This window comes from Microbacterium sp. CCNWLW134, assembly GCF_037083565.1.
Taxonomy (GTDB): Bacteria; Actinomycetota; Actinomycetes; order Actinomycetales; family Microbacteriaceae; genus Microbacterium.
Genome location: NZ_JBAOJU010000001.1, coordinates 1,290,020 through 1,313,062, shown reverse-complemented (window position 1 = coordinate 1,313,062; position 23,043 = coordinate 1,290,020). Strand labels below are relative to the sequence as shown.

At 69.6% G+C, this 23,043-nt stretch carries 22 protein-coding genes; 6 read left to right on the top strand and 16 right to left on the bottom strand.

Features of this window, described 5'->3' with window-relative positions:
- Positions 1–34: 34 nt before the first annotated feature.
- The 3 genes from rpsD to V6S02_RS06220 all read right to left on the bottom strand — a co-directional run bounded on the left by rpsD (position 35) and on the right by V6S02_RS06220 (position 3,055).
- Positions 35–664 (bottom strand): 30S ribosomal protein S4, encoded by a 630-nt coding sequence (gene rpsD, locus V6S02_RS06230; RefSeq protein WP_124293195.1) that lies wholly within the window; start codon positions 662–664, stop codon positions 35–37.
- A gap of 166 nt (positions 665–830) precedes the next feature.
- Positions 831–1,745: a tetratricopeptide repeat protein gene (locus tag V6S02_RS06225; protein WP_336400230.1), complete on the bottom strand. Its 915-nt coding sequence runs from the start codon at positions 1,743–1,745 to the stop codon at positions 831–833.
- Positions 1,742–3,055, bottom strand: a complete 1,314-nt coding sequence (locus V6S02_RS06220) for a replication-associated recombination protein A (RefSeq protein ID WP_442927917.1) — start codon at positions 3,053–3,055, stop codon at positions 1,742–1,744. The genes V6S02_RS06225 and V6S02_RS06220 overlap by 4 nt, the downstream gene beginning before the upstream one ends.
- 161 nt (positions 3,056–3,216) lie before the next feature.
- On the opposite strand from V6S02_RS06220, the gene V6S02_RS06215 reads away from it, so the two are divergent.
- The 3 genes from V6S02_RS06215 to V6S02_RS06205 all read left to right on the top strand — a co-directional run bounded on the left by V6S02_RS06215 (position 3,217) and on the right by V6S02_RS06205 (position 5,566).
- Positions 3,217–3,567 carry a dioxygenase gene (locus V6S02_RS06215; RefSeq protein ID WP_336400228.1) on the top strand — a complete coding sequence of 117 codons (351 nt, stop codon included), beginning with the start codon at positions 3,217–3,219 and terminating at the stop codon, positions 3,565–3,567.
- A 99-nt stretch (positions 3,568–3,666) separates the two neighbouring features.
- Positions 3,667–4,935 (top strand): DUF349 domain-containing protein, encoded by a 1,269-nt coding sequence (locus tag V6S02_RS06210; RefSeq protein ID WP_336400227.1) that lies wholly within the window; start codon positions 3,667–3,669, stop codon positions 4,933–4,935.
- 61 nt (positions 4,936–4,996) lie between these two features.
- Entirely contained in the window at positions 4,997–5,566 is a 570-nt protein-coding gene (locus V6S02_RS06205; protein WP_336400226.1) for a hypothetical protein, read from the top strand.
- On the opposite strand, the gene V6S02_RS06200 is transcribed toward V6S02_RS06205, so the two are convergent.
- The 8 genes from V6S02_RS06200 to V6S02_RS06165 all read right to left on the bottom strand — a co-directional run bounded on the left by V6S02_RS06200 (position 5,545) and on the right by V6S02_RS06165 (position 14,303).
- Positions 5,545–7,818 (bottom strand): RelA/SpoT family protein, encoded by a 2,274-nt coding sequence (locus tag V6S02_RS06200; RefSeq protein WP_124293191.1) that lies wholly within the window; start codon positions 7,816–7,818, stop codon positions 5,545–5,547. The genes V6S02_RS06205 and V6S02_RS06200 overlap by 22 nt on opposite strands.
- Before the next feature lie 97 nt (positions 7,819–7,915).
- Positions 7,916–8,905: a protein translocase subunit SecF gene (secF, locus tag V6S02_RS06195; protein ID WP_336400225.1), complete on the bottom strand. Its 990-nt coding sequence runs from the start codon at positions 8,903–8,905 to the stop codon at positions 7,916–7,918.
- On the bottom strand, positions 8,905–10,635 hold the full coding sequence (secD, locus tag V6S02_RS06190; protein WP_336400224.1) for a protein translocase subunit SecD: 1,731 nt from the start codon (positions 10,633–10,635) through the stop codon (positions 8,905–8,907). Before secD ends, secF begins: the two co-directional genes overlap by 1 nt.
- 36 nt (positions 10,636–10,671) lie before the next feature.
- Positions 10,672–11,133 (bottom strand): preprotein translocase subunit YajC, encoded by a 462-nt coding sequence (locus tag V6S02_RS06185; RefSeq protein WP_124293188.1) that lies wholly within the window; start codon positions 11,131–11,133, stop codon positions 10,672–10,674.
- An 83-nt stretch (positions 11,134–11,216) separates the two neighbouring features.
- Complete coding sequence (gene ruvB / locus V6S02_RS06180; protein ID WP_124293187.1) at positions 11,217–12,245, bottom strand: Holliday junction branch migration DNA helicase RuvB; 1,029 nt, start codon at positions 12,243–12,245, stop codon at positions 11,217–11,219.
- Complete coding sequence (gene ruvA, locus V6S02_RS06175) at positions 12,238–12,858, bottom strand: Holliday junction branch migration protein RuvA (RefSeq protein ID WP_336400223.1); 621 nt, start codon at positions 12,856–12,858, stop codon at positions 12,238–12,240. Before ruvA ends, ruvB begins: the two co-directional genes overlap by 8 nt.
- A gap of 55 nt (positions 12,859–12,913) precedes the next feature.
- Positions 12,914–13,492 carry a crossover junction endodeoxyribonuclease RuvC gene (ruvC, locus tag V6S02_RS06170; protein WP_336400222.1) on the bottom strand — a complete coding sequence of 193 codons (579 nt, stop codon included), beginning with the start codon at positions 13,490–13,492 and terminating at the stop codon, positions 12,914–12,916.
- A 52-nt stretch (positions 13,493–13,544) separates the two neighbouring features.
- Positions 13,545–14,303 (bottom strand): YebC/PmpR family DNA-binding transcriptional regulator, encoded by a 759-nt coding sequence (locus V6S02_RS06165; RefSeq protein WP_336400221.1) that lies wholly within the window; start codon positions 14,301–14,303, stop codon positions 13,545–13,547.
- A 148-nt stretch (positions 14,304–14,451) separates the two neighbouring features.
- On the opposite strand from V6S02_RS06165, the gene V6S02_RS06160 reads away from it, so the two are divergent.
- On the top strand, positions 14,452–15,831 hold the full coding sequence (locus V6S02_RS06160; protein ID WP_336400220.1) for a pyridoxal phosphate-dependent decarboxylase family protein: 1,380 nt from the start codon (positions 14,452–14,454) through the stop codon (positions 15,829–15,831).
- 104 nt (positions 15,832–15,935) lie between these two features.
- Here the strand turns inward: V6S02_RS06160 and pdxT are convergent, their stop codons facing one another.
- Together pdxT and pdxS are read right to left on the bottom strand one after the other, a co-directional pair.
- Positions 15,936–16,532 carry a pyridoxal 5'-phosphate synthase glutaminase subunit PdxT gene (gene pdxT, locus V6S02_RS06155; protein WP_336400219.1) on the bottom strand — a complete coding sequence of 199 codons (597 nt, stop codon included), beginning with the start codon at positions 16,530–16,532 and terminating at the stop codon, positions 15,936–15,938.
- Positions 16,522–17,412 (bottom strand): pyridoxal 5'-phosphate synthase lyase subunit PdxS, encoded by an 891-nt coding sequence (gene pdxS / locus V6S02_RS06150; protein WP_124293181.1) that lies wholly within the window; start codon positions 17,410–17,412, stop codon positions 16,522–16,524. Before pdxS ends, pdxT begins: the two co-directional genes overlap by 11 nt.
- Before the next feature lie 93 nt (positions 17,413–17,505).
- Between pdxS and V6S02_RS06145 the strand changes: the two genes are divergently transcribed.
- Together V6S02_RS06145 and pdxY are read left to right on the top strand one after the other, a co-directional pair.
- The gene (locus V6S02_RS06145) at positions 17,506–18,831 is read left to right on the top strand and encodes an aminotransferase class I/II-fold pyridoxal phosphate-dependent enzyme (protein WP_336400790.1); all 1,326 of its coding nucleotides are present in this window, start codon (positions 17,506–17,508) and stop codon (positions 18,829–18,831) included.
- Between the two features lie 7 nt (positions 18,832–18,838).
- Positions 18,839–19,690, top strand: a complete 852-nt coding sequence (gene pdxY, locus V6S02_RS06140) for a pyridoxal kinase PdxY (RefSeq protein WP_124293180.1) — start codon at positions 18,839–18,841, stop codon at positions 19,688–19,690.
- 19 nt (positions 19,691–19,709) lie between these two features.
- On the opposite strand, the gene V6S02_RS06135 is transcribed toward pdxY, so the two are convergent.
- The 3 genes from V6S02_RS06135 to thrS all read right to left on the bottom strand — a co-directional run bounded on the left by V6S02_RS06135 (position 19,710) and on the right by thrS (position 22,835).
- Positions 19,710–20,294, bottom strand: a complete 585-nt coding sequence (locus V6S02_RS06135; RefSeq protein WP_124293179.1) for a hypothetical protein — start codon at positions 20,292–20,294, stop codon at positions 19,710–19,712.
- A 65-nt stretch (positions 20,295–20,359) separates the two neighbouring features.
- Entirely contained in the window at positions 20,360–20,914 is a 555-nt protein-coding gene (locus V6S02_RS06130; protein ID WP_240638562.1) for an HIT family protein, read from the bottom strand.
- Positions 20,907–22,835, bottom strand: coding sequence for a threonine--tRNA ligase (gene thrS, locus V6S02_RS06125; protein ID WP_240638844.1), 1,929 nt, complete (start codon positions 22,833–22,835; stop codon positions 20,907–20,909). The genes V6S02_RS06130 and thrS overlap by 8 nt, the downstream gene beginning before the upstream one ends.
- Between the last annotated feature and the right edge of the window lie 208 nt (positions 22,836–23,043).

Below are 23,043 nucleotides of genomic sequence, written 5' to 3'. Positions count from 1 at the left end.
CGACGCCTTCCGAGAGGCACGCAGCCGACGAGCGTCAGCGCGCGGCGTAGTACTCGACGACCAGCTGGACGTCGCAGACGACGGGGACCTCGGCGCGCTTGGGGCGACGCACGAGCTGCGCCTGCAGCTTGTCGAGCTCGACCTGCAGGTAGCCCGGAACGGGGGGCAGCACGTCGGCGTGTCCGCCGGCGGCAGCGACCTGGAAGGGCTCGGTGCCCTCGCTCTTGGCCTTGACGTGGATGGTCTGGCCCGGCTTCACGCGGAACGACGGGCGGTCGACGGTCTGGCCGTCGACGAGGATGTGGCGGTGCACGACCATCTGACGGGCCTGCGCGGTGGTGCGGGCGAAGCCCGAGCGCAGCACCAGGGCGTCGAGGCGCATCTCGAGCAGCTCGACGAGGTTCTCACCCGTCAGGCCCTGCGTACGACGAGCCTCGTTGAACGTGTTGCGCATCTGCTTCTCGCGGATGCCGTACTGCTCGCGCAGACGCTGCTTCTCACGGAGACGGACGGCGTAGTCGCTGTCGGCCTTGCGCTTGGTGCGACCGTGCTCGCCCGGAGCGTAGGGACGCTTCTCGAGATAGCGGGCGGCCTTCGGAGTGAGGGCGACGCCGAGGGCGCGGGACAGGCGGACCTTGCGGCGGTCCTGGGACTTCGTAGCCACGAAGTGTTCCTTTCGATGACGCTGCCGTGTCTTTCACGGCTCGCGGACGTATCGCCCCTCTTCGCCCTTCCGGACTGCACGCCGGGGCATGCCGGAAGGTCGGTGAAGAAGAGAGGGGATGCCCGAAAACGGTGTTTCAAGCCGGTCAAGCCTACCAGATCGGCCCTCAGCGCCAGATCTGCGCCCGCGCGAGCCCCAGCGCCCCGGCGGGATACAGCGGCATGTCCCCCGACGCGAGGGCCGCCACGTCGTACCACCCGACCGTGGTGTCGCTGTCGGCCACCGCGCGCCTCTCTCCCCGCGGGAGTCGTTCGAGCGCCGCGCTTCGGAGCGAGAAGACGTGGACGATCTCATGGCCGCGCCGCCCGTCTGCGTCGTAGATGTTCTCGGTGACGTCGAGAAGCTCCGCCTCTTCCACGTCGGCCTGCAGCTCTTCGGCGAACTCCCGCTCGAGCGCCTCGACGGCGGTCTCGCCGAATGCGACGCCGCCCCCGGGAACACGCAGGAAAGGGGGACGATCCGCTTTGGCGGCGTACTCCTCCGCGAGGACCCATCCGTCACGCACGAGCAGTCCCACCGCGATGACCCTCACCCGATCGCGCGGCGCGAGATCGCCCGCATAGAACGACACCGCCCGCTGGTACGACGGAAGTCGCGGCGCCAGTGCTGCCAGGGCGGTGCGCAGGGCCGGCGTGGGCTTGTCGTCATCGTGGAGTGCCAGCGCGAGGAACGCCTGGGCGGCCGGGAAGAGCGGGTCTTCGGCATCAACGGTCTGCAGCAGTGCGATCGCCGCCGACACATCCCCGACATTGCGCAGCGAGCTGCCCAGTTGGATGATCGCGGGCGTCCGGTGCGCAGCGGGGAGCCCGGCGTCCAGAGCCGCGCGGTACAGCGGCACGGCGGCAGCCTCGTCGCCGAGGTAGTCGTGGAGGGACGCGCGCTCGAAGAGAGCGCGTCCCGTCGCCGCCGACTCCTCGGAGAGGATCGTCTCCAGCATCCCGGACAGCTCGGCGCCGGGCCGGTCGCCCGACGTCTCCCAGAACCGCTCGAGGCGATCCTCGAGCGCCTCACTCGTGTTCACTTTCCCAGCAGCTTTCTGATCTTCTCCAGCCTCGCCTGGACGTCTCGCTCCTGGCCGTGGTTCGTCGGCTGGAAGTACCGCTTCCCGCGGAGCTCGTCAGGGAGGTACTGCTGAGCCACCACCCCCACCTCGCTGTCGTGGGGATAGACGTACCCCTTGCCGTGGCCGAGACGCTTCGCCCCCGGATAGTGCGCGTCACGCAGATGCACGGGCACGCGGCCGAACCCGCCTGCGCGGACGTCGGCGATGGCGGCGTCCACCGCCAAGTAGGCCGCGTTCGATTTCGCCGTCGTAGCGAGGTACGCCGTCGCCTCGGCGAGCGGAATACGGCCCTCGGGCATGCCGATGAACTGCACGGCATCGGCGGCGGCGACCGCGATGACAAGGGCCTGCGGATCGGCCAGGCCGATGTCTTCGGATGCCGAGATGATCAGCCGCCGGGCGATGAAGCGCGGATCCTCGCCGGCCTCGATCATGCGTGCGAGGTAATGGATCGCCGCGTCGACGTCGGAGCCGCGGATCGACTTGATGAACGCGCTGATGACGTCGTAGTGCTCGTCCCCCTGACGGTCGTAGCGCAGCAGCGCGCGGTCGACGGCCTGCGAGACGTGGTCGACGGTGATCGTCGGATCCGTGGCATCCGATTCCGCACCGTCGTCGTCTGCATCGTCGATCCCGGTCGCGTCCCGCTCAGCCAGCGACGCCGCCGCTTCCAGAGCGGTCAGGGCGCGCCGGCCATCGCCGGACGCCAGTCTGACCAGGGCGTCCCGCGCCTCGGTGTCGAGGACGAGCCTGCCGGCCAGCCCCCGCGGATCATCCACGGCGCGGTCGATCAGCATGCCGAGATCGGCGTCGGTGAGGGGACGCAGCGTCAGCAGCAGAGAGCGCGACAGCAGCGGCGAGATGATCGAGAACGAAGGATTCTCGGTGGTCGCGGCGATGAGCACCACCCATCCGTTCTCGACACCGGGGAGAAGCGCGTCCTGCTGCGCCTTGGTGAACCGGTGGATCTCGTCGAGGAAGAGGATCGTCGACTGACCGTAGAGGTCTCGCTGTGTGAGGGAGTCCTGCATCACCTCCCGGACATCCTTGACGCCGGCCGTCACTGCGGAGAGTTCGACGAAGCGCCGGCCCGACGAGCGGGCGATGGCCTGGGCGAGGGTCGTCTTGCCGGTGCCGGGCGGGCCCCAGAGGATCACCGACGTCGCCGTCGTCCCCGTCGCCTCGGGGTCGGCGAGGGTGACCAGGGGCGAGCCCTTGCGCAGCAGGTGCCCCTGCCCCGCGACCTCACTGAGGGAAGTGGGGCGCATCCGCACGGCGAGGGGCGTGTGGCTGCGCACGAGACCCGCCGTATCACTCACTCCCCAAGGCTAACGGCGACCGCCGACACCGCCTCCCCCGCGTTTGGCGGCCCCCCGGCGCTGTGCATAGGATCATTGCGCCCGGGACCGCCGGGACCGAAGGAGGATCGGTGGCCACCGGAAGCAAGGATCGCGCGTCCCGCGCGGAACGCGAGCGAGCCCGGCTCTACCAGGCCCGCCAGAGCTTCCACGAGGGACAGCAACGCCGACGCCGCCGCGACAACCTCATCGCCGGTGTCGCCGGCGGCTTGCTGATCGCGGGGATCGTCGCCGCGCAGACCGCCTACTTCACCGTCGGACCCGGGGCGGCCGAACCCGCCCCCTCGCCGACCCAGACCTCGGTGCCCAGCCCGTCCGACGGGTCCACGCCCGAGCCCACCCCGCTCGAGACGACTCCGGTGCCGAGCAGCGAGCCGACGGGCGAGCCGAGCGGTGATCCCTCCGCTCCCGCGGATCAATAGGCGCACCGAGGCACAACCCCTCGTCCCGACGCGACGCCGTACTAGGCTGGGGCGCGTCCATCCCCCACACCCGGCCTCGGCCGCGATGAGGTGCATCCCGTGACTGCCGCAGCAGACCCCACCAGCCCGGAAACCCCCACCGACGACCAGCCCTGGGGCCGCGTCGACGAAGACGGCACCGTATCGGTGCGAGAGTCGGACGGATGGCGCGTCGTCGGCCAGTTCCCCGACGGCTCGCCCGAAGAGGCCCTGGCGTACTTCGAGCGCAAATTCAGCGACCTCGCCTCCGAGGTGACGCTGCTCGAGGTCCGCCACCGCCGCGGTGGCGCGTCGGCCAGCGACCTCCGCTCGACCGCGACCTCTCTGCAGGCGAAGATCAGCGGCGCCGCCGCGGTGGGAAACCTCGCCGCCCTCGAGGCGCGGGTCGCCACCCTCACCGCCTCGCTCGCCGAAGCCTCGGCGTCCGAGGCCGCGGCAGCCCGCGAGGCTGTGGACGCGGCCGTGAAGGAGCGCACCGCCCTGGTCGAGCGGGCAGAGGAGCTCGCCTCCCGCGATCCGCGATCGGTGCAGTGGAAGCAGGTCTCGACCGAGCTGTCCGCGCTGTTCGACCAGTGGCAGTCGCAGCAGCAGAGCGGTCCGCGACTGCCCCGCTCGACCGCGCAGCAGTTGTGGAAGCGCTTCCGCGACGCCCGCGCCACGATCGACAAGCACCGCAGGTCGTTCTATGCCGAGCTCGACGAGGCCCACAAGTCCGTCCGCGACCGCAAGACGCGGCTGATCGAACGCGCCGAAGCCCTCGCCCCGCGCGGTGAGGACGGCATCGGCGCCTATCGCGACCTGCTGGACGAGTGGAAATCCGCCGGGCGCGCCGGAAAGAAGGCGGATGACGCGCTCTGGGCGCGGTTCAAGGCCGCCGGCGACGCGCTCTATGCCGCACGCGGCGAACGGGAAGCAGCCGACGCCGAAGCATCGAAGGAGAAGATTGAGGCGAAGAAGGCCCTGCTGGCCGAAGCCCGCCCGATCCCGGACGAGAAGGACGTCGCCAAGGCCCGTTCGCTGCTGACCGGCATCCAGCGGAAATGGGATGAGATCGGTCGCATCTTCCCTCGCGACGCCGAGCGTTCGCTCGACGACGAGCTCCGCAAGATCGAGCAGGCCGTGCGGTCGCGCGAAGAGGTCGAGTGGAAGCGCAACGACCCTGAGACGCAGGCTCGCGCCGACGACATGACCCGTCAGCTCACCGACGCCATCGCCAAGCTCGAAGCCGAGGTGGCGTCCGCCGAGGCATCGGGAGATGCCCGGGCGGTGGCGAAGGCCAAGGAAGCCCTCGAAGCCCGGCAGGCCTGGTTGCGGGCACTCGGCGGCTGACCACCGGCGGGTTCTCCACAGGGCGACCCACCGCGGGCCCATCCGCGGCAGACTCGCGGCCATGCCCACGTCGCGCTTCCTCTATCTCCCGGGCGACCGGTTGTCGGCCACCGAGCTGTCAGCAGCGCGCCTGGATGGCGACGTCATCGAGGTCGGCGACGGATACATGCCGGCCGACGCGGTGGAGACGGCGGCGCTGCGGGCAGGGTCGCTCGGCGGCATCCTCACCGATCTGTTCGCGGCCACCCATCTCAGCGCCGCCTGGATCCACGGCGCGATCGCCGAACCGCCTGCCCGCCACACGGTGCAGCGGGCCGTCGCCCGTCGGGTGACCACCGTGCACGACCGGCGCGTCCTCGTGCGCGACATGGCGCTCGATCGCGGCGACGTCGAGCGCATCGGCGGGGTCTGGGTGACCACACCCGCCCGGACCCTCTCCGACCTCTGCCTGGTCGGCGACGAGCTCCACACCCGCGCCGCCGTCGACCTCCGCGGGCTCAGACCGGGTCTGGCGGAGGCCGCACACCGACACCTCACCAGCCGAGGACGGGTGCCGCACAAGCGGCGTGCCCTCGATCTCCTCGCCGAACTGGCGGCTCGTCCGACCGATCAGGAAGATGTCACGCGGTAGACATCGTAGACCGCATCGATGCGCCGCACGGCGTTGAGCACGCGATCCAAGTGCACGGTGTCGCCCATCTCGAACACGAATCGGCTGATGGCCAACCGGTCGTTGGAGGTCGACACCGTCGCGGACAGGATGTTGACGTGATGCTCGCTGAGCACGCGCGTGACATCGCTGAGCAGCCCGGAGCGGTCGAGCGCCTCGACCTGGATCTGGACGAGGAACACGCTCTTGGTGGTCGGGGCCCACTCCACCTCGATGAGACGCTCGGGGTCTTCCTTCAGCGATCTCACGTTGGTGCAGTCCGCACGGTGGACCGACACGCCGCTCCCCCGCGTGACGAAACCCACGATCTCATCGCCGGGAACGGGGGTGCAGCACTTGGCGAGCTTGACGAGGATGTCGGGCGCGCCGCGGACCAGCACCCCGGACTCGCCGCCGCGGGGCGCCCGCGACCGGCCGACAGCCGGGAGGTCGATCGGACCCGTGGAGGTGTCCTCGGCGGCACTCACGAGCGCCGTGACCTTCTCGATCACCGATTGCGTCGACACGTGTCCCTCGCCGACCGCGGCGTACAGGGCGGAGACGTCCTCGTAGCGCAGCTGCCGAGCGACCTCGGTGAAGGAATCCTGGTTCATCAGGCGCTGGAGCGGGAGGTTCTGGCGGCGCATCGCCCGGGCGATCGCATCCTTCCCCTGCTCGACCGCCTCCTCGCGCCGCTCCTTGGTGAACCAGCCGCGGATCTTGTTGCGGGCGCGGGTGCTCTTGACGAACCCGAGCCAGTCCTGGCTCGGACCCGCATCGGGATTCTTCGAGGTGAACACCTCGACCACGTCGCCGCTGTTGAGTTCGGACTCCAGCGGCACGAGCCGCCCATTGACCTTCGCCCCCATCGTCCGGTGGCCGATCTCGGTGTGGACGGCGTAGGCGAAGTCCACCGGCGTCGCCCCCGAGGGCAGCCCGATGACGCGGCCCTTGGGCGTGAAGACGTATACCTCTTTCGCGCCGATCTCGAAGCGCAGCGAGTCGAGGAACTCGCCCGGGTCGGCCGTCTCGGCCTGCCAGTCGGAGATGTGGGCGAGCCACGCCATGTCGGCGTCGACGGCTTTGGCATCGGCCTTGCCGCCGTTCATCCGCTCCTTGTACTTCCAGTGCGCCGCCACACCGTACTCGGCCTGCTGGTGCATCTCGTTGGTGCGGATCTGGATCTCGACCGTGCGGCCGGCCGGCCCGATCACGGTGGTGTGCAGCGACTGGTAGAGGTTGAACTTCGGGGTTGCGATGTAGTCCTTGAACCGGCCGGACAGCGGTGTCCAGCGCGCGTGGATTGCGCCGAGCACCGCGTAGCAGTCTCGGACGCTTCCCACCAGGATGCGGATGCCGATGAGGTCGTAGATGTCGTCGAACTCACGGCCGCGGACGATCATCTTCTGGTACACCGAGTACAGCTGCTTGGGCCGACCCATGACCCGACCGCGTACGCGCAGGTCGCGAAGGTCTCCTTCGACCGCTTCGATGACACTCTGGACGTACTGCTCCCGCTGCGGGGTTCGCTGCTTCACGAGACTGTCGATCTCGGCGTAGAGCTTCGGGTGCAGAACGGCGAAGGACAGGTCCTCGAGCTCCGACTTGATCGTCTGGATACCCAGCCGGTGCGCGAGCGGCGCGTAGATCTCCAGGGTCTCGGTGGCCTTCTTCTTCGCCTTCTCGGGCGGGACGAAGCCCCAGGTGCGGGCGTTGTGGAGGCGGTCGGCGAGCTTGATGATGAGGACCCGGATGTCGCGCGACATCGCCACGATCATCTTCCGGACGGTTTCTGCCTGAGCGCTCTCGCCGTACTTGACCTTGTCGAGCTTGGTGACGCCGTCCACCAGCATGGCGACCTCGTCGCCGAACTCGGCAGCAAGGGTGTCGAGGGGGTAGCCGGTGTCCTCGACCGTGTCGTGGAGGAGGGCGGCGGCGATCGCCCTCGGGCCCAGGCCGAGGTCGGCGAGGATCTGCGCCACCGCGAGGGGATGAGTGATGTACGGCTCGCCGCTCTGGCGCGTCTGCCCGGCGTGGGCTCCGTCGGCGACCGTGTACGCCCGCTCGATGATCGTCAGATCACCCTTGGGATGGTGCGTGCGCACCGTGCGCAGCAGGCGTTCGACGTCGTCGCGACGCGCGGAGCGGGAGAAGATCCTCGGCACGAGCCGTCGCAGCGACGACGTCGCCTGGGCGGAGGGGTGTGCCGGGGCGGACGGGACGGTCTCGGTCACTGACCCCTCCCTCCGCTGGACACCTCATCCTACGCCGCGTGTGCCGGCCCTTCGCGCGCGGCCCAGCTGCGACCGCGCCTTCACCTCGAGTCGCTGCTCAGACGGGAGTGCCGGCGAGCTCACGCGCGGCGAGGACGCGCTCGTCGCGTGCACGCACCGCGGGCTCCTTCTCACGGAACAGCGCGTAGAGCGGGGCGGCGACGAAGATCGTCGAATACGCCGCCACGATCGTGCCCACGAAGATCGACAGCGAGATGTCGGTCAGCGTCCGCGCGCCGAGCCACAGCGCGCCGATGAAGAGGATCGCCCCGGTGGGGAAGGCCGCGACGACGGTGGTGTTGATCGAGCGGACCAGCGTCTGGTTCACGGCCAGGTTGACCGACTCGCCGAACGTGCGTCCAGAGACTTCGCCGTCCTCGCTGGTGTTCTCTCTGATCTTGTCGAAGACCACCGTGGTGTCGTACAGCGCATAGGACAGGATCGTGAGGAAGCCGATGACGGCCGCCGGCGAGATCTCGAATCCGAACAGCCCATACACCCCGACGGTGATGATCAGCACGTCGACCAGTCCGATGATCGCGGCCGTCGACATCTTCCACGTACGGAAGTAGATCGCGAGGATCAGGAAGGTCAGCGCGAGGAAGATCGCCAGGCCCCACAGGGACTGCCTCGTGACATCCGCGCCCCAGCTGGGACCGATGAACGAGTAGCTGACATCGGCGGCCGGCACCTGATACTCCTCGGCCAGCGCCGCGGAGATCGCCAGGCTCTCGTCATCGGTCACCTGATCGGTCTGCACGCGAATGGCGTCGGTGCCGACGGTCACCACACGGGTGGCAGCTCCCGGGACGACCGACTGCACGGCGTCGGTGGCGAGGGCCTGATCCGTGGTGGCGACGCCGGAGACGGTGAACTGCGAGCCGCCGGTGAACTCGATGGAGAGCTGGATGGGACGGAACAGCGGCACCAGGGCCGAGCCGATCACGAGGACCGCCGCGATGATGAACCACAGACGTCGGCGCCCGACGAACGGGAAGCTGGTCTTGCCGGTGTAGAGATCGTTGCCGAGCTGGCTCATGGACCGCATCAGTGGTCTCCGTCCTTGACCTTCGTTGCGGACTTGCCGGACTCCGTGGCGGCGAGCTCCGCCTGCTTGCGCTCGGCGATCGTCTGCCGTCGCTCCGCTTCGCTTCGCGCCTTGCCCGCTCGCCGTGCCGCCGGCGTCTTGCCGACAGTCACGGGCGCGCGGAACTGCGCGCGACCCCGGTAGACGGCACCCAGGGCCTTCGGGTCGAGGCCGGAGAGAGGATGCCCCGAGCCGAAGAAGCGGGTGCGGGCCAGTAGCTGCAGTACTGGGTGGGTGAAGAGGATGAAGATCAGGACATCGATCACCGTCGTGAGCCCCAGCGTGAAGGCGAAGCCCTTCACGGTGGCGTCGGCGAGGATGTAGAGCACGACGGCGGCGAGGACGTTGATCGACTTGGAGATGTAGATCGTCCGGCGGGCCCGGGCCCAGCCGTCTTCGACCGCACCCGTGATGGACTTGCCGTCGCGGAGCTCGTCTCGTATTCGCTCGAAGTAGACGATGAAGCTGTCGGCCGTGAATCCGATGGACACGATCACACCGGCCACACCGGCCAGCGACAGGCGGTATCCGATGCGCCACGCCAGGATGCACAGCGTGATGTACGTCAACACCCCCATCACGATCAGTGAGGCGATGATGACGAAGCCCAGAGCGCGATAGACCGCGAGGGAGTAGAGGGCGACGAGGATGAGACCGATGAGACCGGCGATGAGGCCGATCTGCAGCTGCTGGGATCCCAGGGTCGCCGAAATGGTGTCGGAGCTGACCACCTCGAAGCTCAGCGGCAGCGCGCCGTAGCGCAGCTGGTCGGCGAGCACCTGCGCGGTCTCCTGAGTGAAACTGCCGGTGATGCTCGGGCGGCCGTCGAGGATGACCCCGTTCATCTGCGGGGCCGAGAGCACCGAACCATCGAGGACGAAGGCGAACTGGTCGAGCGGCGGCGCAGCACCGAAGAGGCGCTGGCTGATCTCACCGAAGATCTGGGTGCCCTCACCGTCGAAGACGAGGTTGACCGCCCAGCGACCGTCGGTCTGCTGAAGACCGAAGGTGGCATCGTCGATCGCCGACCCATCGAGCTCGACCGGTCCGAGGAGGTATTTCACCGTGCCCGTGGGGTCGCAGGTGATGAGCGGCTGGTCGGCGGGCGCGTTGGCAGGGTCGTTCGCGGGGTCGGAGCAGTTGTAGGCGTCGTACTGCGCCTGCAGCGCCGGGGTGATCCACGCCGGGTCGCTGCCGTCGGACGGCGAGGGGGACGGCGTCGACGGCAGGGACGGGTCGGGCGTGGGGTAGGGCGTCTGGTTGCCGTCCTGCCCGATGAAGGCGCCGGTGGTCTCGTTGCTCGTGGCGAGCACCGCACGCAGCTGCAGCTGCGCCGACTGCTCGATGCGCTGACGGGTCTCCTCGTCGGCCTCGCCGGGGATCTGCACGACGATCTGGTTGCCTGCCTGGGTGGCGACATCCGCCTCGCCGACGCCGGACGCGTCGACGCGCTGCCGGATGATCGTGACCGCCTGCTCCAACTGCTCCGTCGACGGCGGTTCTGCGTTCTCCGTCTGGGCCTGGAGGACGATCTGGGTACCGCCCTGCAGATCGAGCGCGAGCTCAGGAACCCAGGAGCTCTGGCCGAACGCGTAGACACCGAGCGCGTTGATGCCGAACAGGGTTGCCGTGATCGCCAGCAGGCCGATCAGGGCCCGCCAGGCGCGGCGGACGGGGGTGGATGTGGCCACGAGGGGTCAGCTTTCTTCGAGCCGTCGAAGGACGGGTCAGGCGTCGGGCTTGGTGCGCTTGTCCGTGTCGGAGTCGTCGATGGGCTCGGCGGGTGCAGCGGCGCGTCGGTCGTCGCTGATCGAGGTGATGTCACCCGTGGCCACGCCCTCGAGGTACTCCTCCTTGCTCACCTCGGCCTCGATGAACTCCTCCTCCGACAGCACGTCGGTGGGATTCACCACGCGGAGGATCGCCTGACTGTGCACCTTGATGCTCACACCGGGAGCGATCTCCACGACCGCGGGCTGGTCGAGGTTGTCAGGGTCGTAGGAGACGATCGTGCCGTAGAGGCCCCCCTGGAGGAGAACCTCGGCGCCGGGGACGGTCTGGCGGGCGCGCTCCTCCTGCTCGGCCTTTTGCTTCTGCAGGCGACGGCGCGAGCTCCAGAACATGAAGACCAACAGAGCGGCCAGCAGAAGGATCAGGCCGTAGTTGGCGAAGAAGGTCGCGAAGTCCATGAGGTGAGAAGCACCTTTCGGTTTCGGCACGCCTGGGCGGCGCTGCCGTGCAGGGAGGGAAGGCGGCGAGAAGCCTTGAGCGATTATAGGTCATCGAATCTGAGGGCCCCATCGCGATGAGGGGCTCCCAGGTGCGCATAGGCGTCGGGGGTCGCGACCCGGCCGCGGGGTGTTCTGCCCATGAATCCGATGCGGACGAGGTAGGGCTCGACGACGGATTCGATGGTGTCGGGTTCCTCGCCGACGGCGACCGCGAGCGTTCCAAGGCCCACCGGACCGCCGTGGAATCGGCGGATGAGCGCATCGAGCACGGCGCGATCGAGACGGTCCAGCCCGATCCGATCGACGTCGTAGAGCTCCAGGGCCGCATTCACCACCTCGGCATCGGCTGGGCCGCCGCCCCGGTGGACGATGAGGTAGTCGCGTACCCGACGCAGCAGCCGGTTCGCGATCCGCGGGGTTCCGCGCGAGCGTCGGGCGATCTCGGATCGCGATGACGCCGGGATCTCCACACCGAGCTTGTCCGCCGAACGCCGGATGACCTGCTCCAGCTCCTCCGGCTCGTAGTACTCCAGGTGCGCGGTGAAGCCGAATCGGTCGCGGAGGGGATTGGGAAGCATCCCCGACCGCGTGGTCGCGCCGACGAGCGTGAAGGGTGCGAGATCGAGCGGGATGCTGGTGGCTCCGGCGCCCTTCCCGACCATGATGTCGATGCGGAAATCCTCCATCGCGAGATAGAGCATCTCCTCGGCGGAGCGGGCCATGCGGTGGATCTCGTCGATGAACAGCACCTCGCCCGGGACGAGGCTCGACAGCAGAGCGGCCAGGTCACCGGCGTGCTGGATCGCGGGGCCACTGGACATCCGCAGCATCCGCTCGCTCTCGTGCGCGACGATCATCGCCAGCGTCGTCTTGCCGAGCCCGGGAGGGCCCGAGAGCAGGATGTGGTCGGCCGGGCGCTGCTGGATGCGCGCGGCCTGCAGGAGCAGCTGAAGCTGACCGCGCACCTTCTGCTGCCCGACGAAATCGGCGAGCGAGGTCGGGCGAAGAGCTCCCTCGATCGCGAGTTCGGACTCGTCGGCGGGTTCGTTGGGGTCCAGAGCCTCACCCACGGAGCGACTCCCGCGCCGGCCCGAGCCCGGCGAGGGTGCGGCGCAGCAGCGCGCCGACCGAGGAGCGGTCGGCGTCGGTCGCGGTCTCCGAGACGGTGGCCACCGCCTCGGCCGCCGTGCGCTCGGACCAGCCGAGCCCCACGAGCGCCTGGACGACCTGCGCGCTGAGATCGGGGGCCGGCGTGGATGCAGCCACTCCGCCGACCGGACGGGCGGGCGCGAGCTTGCCGGCCAGCTGGACGACGATGAGCTTCGCCGTCTTCGGCCCGATCCCAGACACACGCCGGAAGGGGGCGTCGTCGTCGGCGGCCACCGCGTCAGCGATCTGCGGCACCGTGAGGGTGGCCAGCACTCCCAGCGCCGACTTGGGACCCACGCCGGTCACTCCGAGGAGGACCGAGAAGACCGCCAGCTCTTCGCGTGTGGGGAACCCGAACAGCGACAGCGCGTCTTCCCGGACGATGAGGGCGGTGTGGAGCAGGAGGCGCTCCCCCACCGGGGCGCTGCGTGAGACCTGTGGAGTCACCGCGACGGAGAACCCGACGCCCCCCACCTCGATGATGACGCTGTCGGCCTCGACGTGCAGCACCGTGCCGTGGAGGGAGGAGATCATGAGCTCAGCTTAGAGGACGGTTCGGACATATGTTCTAGCGACACACCCGCGGCGTTCAGCGACGCGCGAGTCGCTCGGCGTCGGCCCACCGCTGCTGCGCGGGAGTGAGCGCGCCGGAACCGGATGCCGCCGCGGCAGCGCCGCGCCGCCAGGCGTGGCACAGCGCGATCGCAAGGGCGTCCGCGGCGTCGGCGGGTTCGGGCAGGCTGTCGAGGCGCAGCACGCGCGCCACCATGGTCTGCACCTGGCGCTTGTCGGCCGCACCGTAGCCGGTGATGGCGGCTTTGACCTCGGTCGGGGTGTGAGTGGCCGCCGGCAGGCCCGCCTCTCCCGCCACGAGCAGGGCGATGCCGCTGGCCTGCGCGGTTCCCATCACGGTCTGTCGATTGTGCTGGGCGAACACGCGCTCGACGGCGACGACCGCGGGATCGTGCGCCCTCACGATGTCGCGCAATCCGGCCGCGAGCGCGGCAAGACGGTGCTCGATCGGCGCACCCGCCTCGGTGCGGATCACGCCCACGTGGACGAGACGCGCGCTGCGATCGGCCGCGACATCGACCACGCCGATCCCGCAGCGGGTCAGACCCGGGTCGACGCCCAGGACCCGCAGGGAGGGAACGCGTGAAGAGGCCACCCCGCCACGCTAGGCGCGAGGACCGCACTCCGGGGTGAGGCGCGCCCCGGGCTCAGTCGTCCGCTTCGAGCTCGGCCTGGACCTCGGGGGTCAGGTCGAGGTTGCTGAAGACGTTCTGCACGTCGTCGCTGTCTTCGAGCGCATCGATCAGCCGGAAGACCTTCCTCGCCGTGTCGGCGTCGACCTCCACCTTGAGGTTGGGGACGAACTCGACGTCGGCGGAGTCGTAGTCGATCCCCGCGTCCTGGAGGGCCGTGCGCACAGACACCAATTCGCTGGCCTCGGTGATGACGGCGAAGCCCTGGCCGTGCGGCTCGACCTCTTCGGCGCCGGCATCGAGGACGGCCAGCATGACGTCGTCTTCGCTCGTCCCCTCGCCGGGAACGACGATCACTCCCTTGCGGGTGAAGTTGTAGGCGACGCTGCCGGGGTCGGCCAGGTTGCCGCCGTTGCGCGAGAGGGCGGTGCGCACCTCGGCGGCGGCACGGTTGCGGTTGTCGGTCAGACACTCGATCATGAGCGCGACGCCGTTCGGACCGTAGCCCTCGTACATGATCGAGGTGTACTCGACCGCTTCGCCGCCGATCCCCGCGCCGCGCTTGATGGCGCGGTCGATGTTGTCGTTCGGGACAGAGGTCTTCTTGGCCTTCTGCACCGCGTCGTACAGCGTGGGGTTGCCGGAGAGGTCGGCCCCGCCGATCTTGGCGGCGACCTCGATGTTCTTGATGAGCTTGGCGAACGACTTCGCACGGCGGGCGTCGATGACGGCCTTCTTGTGCTTGGTGGTCGCCCACTTGGAGTGGCCGGACATGCCATCGATTCTAGCCGCGCCTCTCCCCGCTCCCCTCGCGACCCCTCCCCGTCCCCGCGAGAGGGCATCTGCGCGCCGAGAGCACGGGGCGCACCCGCATCCTCGGCACCCCGTTGCACTCTCGCGAGAGCGGCGGGACACTGTCGCCATGGATGAGCGCGACGCGGCGCTGGACGCCGCCCACGAGGCGGCGCGGGAGTTCCTGGCGTCTCTGCCCGACCGCCCCGTCTGGCCCCGGGCGAGCGTCGAGGAGATGACCGCAGCCTTCGGCGGCCCCCTCCCCCGCACCGGCCGGCCCGCCCCCGAGATCATCCGGGATCTCGCCGTCCGTGCCGATCCGGGCCTCGTCGCGATCCCGGGCGGCCGCTTCTTCGGGTTCGTCATCGGGGGCACCCTGCCGGCCGCCCTCGCCGCCGACTGGCTGGTCTCGACCTGGGATCAGAACTCCGGCTCGAGCGCCATGACCACGGCCACCGTCGCGCTGGAACGCGTCGCAGGTGACTGGTTGCTGGAGATCCTCGATCTTCCTCGCGGCGCGTCGGTGGGATTCGTCACCGGCGCGCAGGTGTCGAACTTCGTCTGCCTCTCGGTCGCTCGGCACGCGCTCCTGCGGCGCCGCGGCTGGGACTTCACCCGTCAGGGACTCAACGGATCGCCGCCGATACGGCTCGTGGTCGGTCGCGATCGCCACGGCTCGATCGATCGCGCGGCGCGATTCCTCGGGCTCGGCGAGGCCGACACGGTCGTCGTCGACTCCGACGACGACGGCAGGATGCGACCGGTCGCCCTCGCCCGCGCGCTCGACGAGGCTCCCGCGGACGCGGCGACGATCGTCTGTCTGCAGGCGGGCGAAGTCCACACCGGGGCGTTCGACCCGTTCGCCGAGCTCATCCCGATCGCGAAGGCGCACGGGGCGTGGGTCCACGTCGACGGCGCGTTCGGCCTGTGGGCCGCGGCGTCACCGCGGCTTCACGCCCTCACCTGGGGAGTGGACGCCGCCGACTCCTGGACGACCGATGCGCACAAGACGCTGAACGTCCCGTACGACTGCGGTATGGCGATCGTCCGGAATCCGGCCGACTCGATCGCGATGTTCCGGGCCGGCGGCGACTACCTGATGTACACCGGCTTCGATCCCTGGGACGTCACGCCGGAGCTGTCACGCCGGGCCCGCGGCGTCCCGGTGTGGGCGGCCCTGGCGTCTCTCGGCCGAGACGGCGTCGAAGCCCTCGTCGATCGACTGCACGCGAACGCGCGCAGGCTGGAACGGGGCCTGCGTGCCATCCCGGGCGTGACGGTCGTCTGCGCGCCGGACTTCACCCAGGTGATGTTCCGACTGGATGACGACGACGCCACCCAGGCGCTCGGGCGCGCCGTCCTCCAGGAGGGAACGGCCGCCCTCACGGGAGCGCACTGGCGCGGGCGGGCGGTACTGCGCTGTTCGATGTCGTCGTGGGTGACCACCGACCAGGACATCGACCTGACCCTCGCCGCGATCGCCCGCCTGACCTCGCCCGCGGTCGTCTGACCGCACCGCCCCGCTCCCACCGCCCGCCTCGCGCCGCGAGAGTGCAACGGCGCGATGGATTCTCGCGGAGGGTGGGGAGGGTGGGGAGGCCGGCTGGGCGGGGCTCAGGCGTGCGACGCCACGTGGTCGAGGAAGCGTCGGTGGAACCGGGTCTCCCCCGAGACCTCGGGGTGGAACGCGATCCCCAACAGAGCGCCCTGCTCGACGGCGACCACGCCCCCGCCCGCGAGCGACGCAAGCGCCCGCGCGGCAGGTCCGACGTCGGTGACGAGCGGGGCCCGGATGAAGGCGGCGTGAACGGATGGCCCGGAGAAGCCGTCGACCACCAGCTTCGTCTCGAACGACTCCACCTGGCCGCCGAAGGCGTTCCGCTTGACCGTCACGTCGAGTCCCCCGAAGGTCTGCTGCCCGGCGATCCCGTCCTCCAGACGGTCGGCGAGCAGGATGAGCCCCGCGCACGTGCCGAAGACCGGCATCCCGCCCGCGATCGCGCGGCGGATCGGCTCCTGCATCCCGAACGCCCGCGACAGCTTGTCGATCGTGGTCGACTCGCCGCCGGGCAGCACCAGCCCGTCGACGGCCGCCAGTTCCTCGGGTCGACGGACGAGGTCGACCTCAGCGCCGAGTTCCGACAGCACACGAGCGTGCTCGCGCACGTCCCCCTGGAGGGAGAGGATGCCGACGCGCGGCCTACCAGCCACGCTCGGCGAGGCGGTGAGGAGCAGGCAGGTCGGAGACGTTGATGCCGACCATGGCCTCCCCGAGTCCGCGCGAGACCTCGGCGATCACCTTCGGGTCGTCGAAGAACGTGGTCGCCTTGACGATGGCCGCGGCGCGCTCGGCGGGGTTGCCCGACTTGAAGATGCCCGAGCCGACGAAGACGCCGTCGGCACCGAGCTGCATCATCATCGCGGCGTCGGCCGGTGTCGCGACGCCGCCCGCGACGAAGAGAACGACCGGAAGGCTCCCGGTCTCGGCGATCTCGGCCACCAGCTCGTACGGAGCCTGCAGCTCCTTGGCCTTGACGTAGAGCTCGTCCTTCGGCAGCGAGGTCAGCGCGGCGATCTCGCCGCGGATCCTGCGGATGTGCTTCATCGCCTCCGACACGTCGCCCGTGCCCGCCTCACCCTTGGAGCGGATCATCGCGGCGCCCTCGGTGATGCGCCGCAGCGCCTCACCCAGGTTCGTCGCGCCGCACACGAACGGCACGGTGAACTTCCACTTGTCGATGTGGTTGACGTAGTCGGCGGGCGAGAGCACTTCGGATTCGTCGATGTAGTCGACGCCGAGCTCCTGGAGCACCTGGGCCTCCACGAAGTGCCCGATGCGCGCCTTGGCCATGACCGGGATCGACACAGCCTCGATGATGCCGTCGATCATGTCGGGGTCGCTCATGCGCGACACGCCACCCTGCGCACGGATGTCGGCGGGCACGCGCTCGAGTGCCATGACGGCCACGGCGCCGGCGTCCTCGGCGATGCGCGCCTGCTCGGCGGTGACGACGTCCATGATGACGCCACCCTTCAGCATCTCGGCGAGGCCGCGCTTGACCCGGTCGGATCCGGTCGTCGGTGTGCTCATCATCGGTCCTTTCAAGACGAGGTTCGATTTTTGACCTAGGCCAGAAAATATCATGACCTACGGCGTAGGCTGGTCACGATGACGGCGATCGACATGCAGCAGGCGATCCATGGCACCACCGCGGCGGAGATCGCCCGCAGCATCCGTTCGTCGATCGAGGAGGGCATCCTCTCCCCCGGCGACACGCTTCCCCCGGTCCGCGATCTCGCTGCGGCCCTCGGGGTGAATCGCAATACCGTCGTGGCCGCCTATCGGCAGCTCTCGCAGGCGGCGCTCGTCGTCTCCCGCGGCCGGGGCGGCACACGCGTGGCCGACCGCGCGCCGGTCCCGCAGGAGGGCTTCGCCCCCGACACGGTCCTCCGCGACGTCGGTACCGGAAACCCCGATCCGACCCTCATCCCCGATCTCGCTCCCGCCCTGGGCCGGATCGCCTCCCGGCCCGTGCTGTATGGCGAACCGGTCGTCGACGCCGAGCTGGCCGCGTGGGCCGCAGCGTGGTTCGAGCCCGATGTGCTCGCCGACGAGATGCGTATCACCGTCACCAACGGCGCGGTGGACGCGCTCGAACGACTCCTCGCCCAGGCCCTGACCCGAGACGACGCGGTCGCCCTGGAAGACCCCTGCTTCCTCTCCGCCCTTCACACGGTGCAGGTCGGCGGATATCGGCCGATCGCCGTCCCCGTCGACGACGAGGGGATGACGGTGGCCGGCCTTTCCGCCGCGCTCGACGCCGGCGCCCGCGCGATCGTCTGCACGCCCCGCGCGCAGAACCCGACCGGGGCGGGGATGACCGCCGAACGCGCCGAGGCTCTGCGAGACGTGCTGGCGCAGCATCCCTACGTCCTCATCGTCGAGGACGACCACTACTCCCTGCTCTCTCGCCGCCCCTACCTGTCGCTGATCCCCTCCGGACACCGCCGGTGGGCACTGGTGCGATCGGTGTCGAAGTTCCTGGGACCCGACATGTGTCTCGCCCTGGCCGCGACCGACCCCGACACCGCGGAGCGCCTTGCCACGCGGCTCAGCCCGGGAACGACCTGGGTGAGCCATCTGCTGCAGCGCCTGGCGCTTGCGCAGCTGACCGACCCGGGTGCCCGCGGGACGATCGATCGTGCGGCCGCCCACTACGCCGCCCGCAACGCGCGTGTCGCCGAGCTCTTGCGCGACGCCGGTCTCGACGCCACCCCACGCGACGGGCTGAACCTCTGGGTCGACACCGGCGCGCCCGCACGGGCGGTGTCGGAGCAGCTGATGCGCCGCGGCTGGCTCGCGCGCACCGGAGACGAATTCTCGCTGCGCACCGATGAGCCCAGCACCCATCTCCGTCTCACCGTCCACGACCTCGACGACGTCGACGCCCGGGCACTGGCCCGCGACCTCTCCGCCGCCGCGCGTGCCGCGGCCCTCACCGAAGGATGATGCTCCCGTGAAGATCCTCTCGATCCAGTCCGCCGTCGCGCACGGCCACGTCGGCAACTCCGCGGCGGTCTTCCCGCTGCAGCGGATCGGCGTCGAGGTGCTGCCGGTCTACACCGTGAACTTCTCCAACCACACGGGGTACGGCGCGTGGCGCGGGCCCCTCATCGCTCCGACCGACGTCGCCGAGGTGCTCACCGGCGTCGAGGAACGGGGGGTGTTCGGGCAGATCGACGCCGTCCTCTCGGGCTATCAGGGCAGCGAGGGGATCGGCGACGTCATCGTCGACGCCGTGCGCCGCGTGAAGGCCGCGAATCCCGACGCGCTCTACGCGTGCGACCCGGTCATGGGGAACGCCAGATCCGGATGCTTCGTAGCCCCCGCGATTCCCACGCTGCTGCGCGAACGGGTCGTCCCGGTGGCCGACATCATCACCCCGAACCAGTTCGAGCTCGGCTTCCTCACCGACACCGAGCCGCTGTCGCTGCAGTCGACGCTGGACTCCGTCGACGCCGCGCGCGCGATGGGCCCGCGGACCGTGCTCGTGACGAGCGTGGAGCGCCCCGAGCGCGAGGAGGGCACCCTCGAGATGCTGGCGGTCGACGACGCCGGAGCGTGGATCGTGCAGACTCCCCAGCTGCCGATGAAGGCGAACGGCTCGGGTGACGTCACCGCCGCGCTCTTCACCGCGCACTATCTGCGCACCCGCAGCGCGGCCGAGGCGCTGGCGCGCACCGTCTCGAGCGTCTTCGACCTTCTCGCGCTGACCCTCGAATCCGGCGAACGGGAACTCCAGCTCGTCGGGGCGCAGGAATACTACGCGCACCCGCGGATGCAGTTCCCCGTCGCGCAGGTGCGCTGAGGCCGGAGCGACCGCGCGTTCAGCCGTAGACCTCGGTGAAGGCCGCCTCCCACTGGGGTCCGTCCTCGGGGCAGAGGAAACCAGAGCCGAAGACCATGACGCTCGCGACGTTGCGCTCGGCGGCGAGGCGCTGATCGGCGGTGAAGTCGTCAGGGATCAGCTGCGCGAAGACCGGCGACGAGGCGACGTGGGCCTGCAGCAGCGGTGCGTCGACCTCGTGATCATTGAGGATCGCCGTCTCGCACGCGTCGGCGGCGAGCGCGAGCGAGATGCTCTCGGTCTGGGCGTCCCACGTTCCGCCCTGCGACTCGATGAACGCCCGCTGCTGGGCGATGAACTCCTGCTGCGCCGGCGTGACCGCCACGAGCGGCGTGCCATCGAGGGGAAGCTGCTGGTCGGCGAGGAACTGGTCGCGCTCGGCGAGGGCGTCGGCCATCGGATCGTCGCCGTCCGCATCGTCGCTCGCCGACGGGGTGGGAGCCGACGAGGAGGCCGTGGGGCTCGACGAGCTCTCCACCTCGACGGGAAGCGAGAAGGAGCAGCCGGCCAGACCCAGGGCGACGATCACGAGGGAGGCGGCTGCGACGGTCGAGCGTGAAGGCATGCCCGCCACCGTAACGGGCGCCACGCTGCGACGCCCGGGGTTGTCCACACCCTCGGCACGCGGTATCAGGCGGGCCAGGCGTCGGCGATGGCGACACGCACCTCGCCGAGCAGCTGCGGAAGAGCCTTGGTCTTGGCGATGATCGGAAAGAAGTTCGCGTCGGTCGCCCAGCGCGGCACGATGTGCTGGTGAAGGTGCGCGGCGACACCCGCACCGGCCACCGCTCCCTGGTTCATCCCGATGTTGAAGCCGTCGCACCGCGAGACCCGCCGGAGGACGCGCATCGCCGTCTGCGTCAGAGCGCCGATCTCGGCCACCTCCTCGGCCGTCGCCTCGTCGTACGTGGCGATGTGACGGTAGGGGCAGACGAGAAGATGCCCGGAGTTGTAGGGGAAGAGGTTCAGCAGGACGTACGCCGTCTTCCCGCGGGTGACGATGAGGCCGTCTTCGTCGGACTTCCGCGGCGCCTCGTCGAAGGGGCACTCCTCCCGCAGCGGCTCGGGACCGGCCTGGATGTACGCCATCCGATGCGGCGTCCACAGCCGCTGGAACTCATCGGGCACGCCGGCGAGGTCCGCGGCGGCGACGAGGTCGTCGCCGCCGCGGACGGAGTCAGACACGGAAATCCTCGGCGGTGTTCACGAGCAGGTGGCCGTCGATCGCCGCGCGGATGCGCCGGACCGCGTCATCCACGGCGATGCCGTTCTCCTGGCTGCCGTCTCGGAATCGGAACGACACCGTCCCCGCCGACCGGTCCTGCTCGCCGGCGATGAGGATGAGCGGCACCTTCTGCGTGGTGTGGGTGCGGATCTTCTTCTGCATCCGGTCGTCGCTGTGGTCGACCTCGGCGCGAACACCCTCGGACCGCAGGCGCGCCACGATCTGGTCGAGATAGTCGGCGTACTCCTCCGCGACCGGCACGCCCACCACCTGCACGGGCGACAGCCAGACCGGGAACGCTCCGGCGTAGTGCTCGAGCAGGATCGCGAAGAACCGCTCGATCGACCCGAACAACGCCCGGTGGATCATGATCGGGCGCTTTTTCTGACCGTCACGGTCGGTGTACTCCAGTTCGAAGCGCTCGGGCAGGTTCGGATCGACCTGGACCGTCGACAGCTGCCAGGTGCGGCCGATCGCGTCGCGGGTCTTCAGGTCGATCTTCGGACCGTAGAACGCCGCTTCACCGGGAACCTCGGTGAGCTTCAGGCCGCTGGCGACGGCGACGTTGCGGAGCGCATCGGTCGAGTACTCCCAGAACTCGTCGGAACCGATCCACTTCTCCTTCTCGTCGTCGCGCATCGACAGCTCGAGCTCGAAATCGTCGAGACCGAAATCGCGCAGCATCGAGATCACGAACTCCAGCACGCGCGTCGCCTCCCCCTCCAGCTGCTCGGGGGTGACGAAGAGGTGGGAATCGTCCTGGGTGAACCCGCGCACCCGGGTCAGGCCGTGGAGCGCCCCGGAGAGCTCGTTGCGGTACACGGTCCCGTTCTCCGCCAGGCGCATCGGCAGGTCGCGGTAGCTGCGCGCACGCTCCTTGAAGATCAGGATGTGCATGGGGCAGTTCATGGGCTTGAGGTAGTAGTCCTGCCCCGCCTTGGTGACGGCCCCCTCGGCGTCGCGCTCCTCGTCCAGGGTGATCGGGGGGAACATCCCCTCCCGGTAGGTCACCAGGTGGTTGGACTGCAGGAACAGGTCCTGCTTGGAGATGTGCGGGGTGTAGACGTAGGTGTAGCCGCCTTCGATGTGTCGCCGGCGGGCGTGCTGCTCCATCTCGCCGCGCACGATGCCGCCGCGAGGATGCCACACCGACAGTCCCGACCCGATCTCCTCGGGGAACGAGAACAGGTCCAGGTCGCGGCCGAGCTTGCGATGATCGCGCTTGGCCGCCTCCTCGAGGCGGTGCTGATAGGCGCGGAGGTCGTCCTTGGATGCCCATGCGGTGCCGTAGATGCGCTGCAGCTGCGGGTTCTTCTCGCTCCCCCGCCAGTACGCCCCGGCGACACGCTGCAGCGCCCAGCCGTTCCCGATCGTCCGGGTGTTCGGCACGTGCGGACCGCGGCAGAGGTCCTTCCACACCGTCTCACCGTCGCGGTCGACGTTGTCGTAGATGGTCAGCTCGCCTGCTCCCACCTCGACGGAGGCCCCTTCGGTCTTGTCTGCCCCGCCTTTGAGCCCGATGAGCTCGAGCTTGAACGGCTCGGAGGCGAGTTCGGCGCGCGCCTCTTCGTCGGTGACGACGCGCCGGACGAACCGCTGACCCTCGCGAATGATGCGCTGCATCTCCTTGTCGATGGCCTTCAGATCCTCCGGGGTGAACGGCTGATCCACGCCGAAGTCGTAGTAGAACCCGTCGGTGATCGGCGGCCCGATCCCGAGGTTCGCCTGCGGCGAGATGCGCTGCACGGCCTGGGCGAGCACATGTGCGGTCGAGTGGCGGAGGATCGACAGACCCTCGGGGCTGTCGATGGTGATGGGTTCGATGTCGTCGCCGTCGCCGACGGTCGTCGCGAGGTCTCGCGGTTCTCCGTTCACACGCATGGCGATGACGGACTTGTCGGGGAAGAGCGCGAAGCCGTCGGCGCGGGCGGATTCGTCCGACGAGGAAGCGTCAGTCACAGGGGTACTCCTGGGTCTCGGTCACGGGTGGTCGGTCACGTTCTCAGCTTCGGGCGCACCGGCGCCCCGCCCGCTCAGGCGTCGAGCGTTCGCGTGCCGACCAGGGCGGCGAGAGCCGCGATGCTGGGCC